The sequence below is a fragment of the Zooshikella harenae genome, from assembly GCF_018837975.1.
Taxonomy (GTDB): Bacteria; Pseudomonadota; Gammaproteobacteria; order Pseudomonadales; family Zooshikellaceae; genus Zooshikella; species Zooshikella harenae.
The window spans coordinates 1-773 of the sequence record NZ_JAGSOY010000309.1 but is presented as its reverse complement, the minus strand read 5'-3'; the positions used below and the strand labels follow the sequence as shown (position 1 = coordinate 773).

The following is a 773-nucleotide window of genomic DNA, read 5'->3' as shown; positions in this document are numbered from 1 at the left end:
ACCGCTTGCAGTACAACACATTTAGGGAAGTGGCAACCTTTGAAGCGTTGATCATAACTCATAGTGACTACAAAATAACCAGAGTGTTAGCAGGAGAGGGAAAGGCTATCACGACGGATCAAACTTTGCGACAGAACCATATTATTTCATCATTGCAGGAAATTAGATGAGAGTTAAAAGAGAAAACTGGGAGTCAGGTGACTCTGTATATGTAACAGATTCTTTTGGTGAACAGCTAGCTTTAATTGACTTTGATAAGGACCAAAAACTGCAATCATTATGTATTTATGAAAGTGATGAGCTAGGTCGAGATATAGGTTGGGTTAGTCTTAACCAATTTGGAAAGCCAGAAAAATTCTTTGAACAGACCTATAAAGCGGACTCTTATGAACCAACATGTATTATTGAGTATGATGGAGAGCATAACTTTTTAAGAAAAACCGAGTTGGTTCTTGATGAAGAAGAACGCGTGATAAAAGAGTTACATTTCAATAAAGAAAACCAAAAAGTTAGTGAAGGCGTTTATATATATATTGATGAAGAGTTTAGCCACATGAAATATGTTGATAACGAAGGGAATGAAATACCAGAAGCTTTATATTAACACCTGTAAATATTTCTGTGTATCTATCTAAATTTTTACATAGTTGGTATGCCCGCATATGCGGGCATTTTTATTTAACTCCTTTGATCAAGGCAATATCCTTTTTTAGCAGCTCATTAACCATGGTATTAAGCTCGATGCCTTTTGCTTCAGCCCGTGCTGCGAAATA

Annotated in this window: 1 protein-coding gene; it reads left to right on the top strand. The window is 36.1% G+C overall.

Annotated features, from left to right (window positions below; all coding sequences use genetic code 11):
* The first annotated feature begins 166 nt into the window (after window positions 1-166).
* On the top strand, window positions 167-604 hold the full coding sequence (locus KCG35_RS25835; RefSeq protein WP_215822766.1) for a hypothetical protein: 438 nt from the start codon (window positions 167-169) through the stop codon (window positions 602-604).
* Window positions 605-773: the final 169 nt, after the last annotated feature.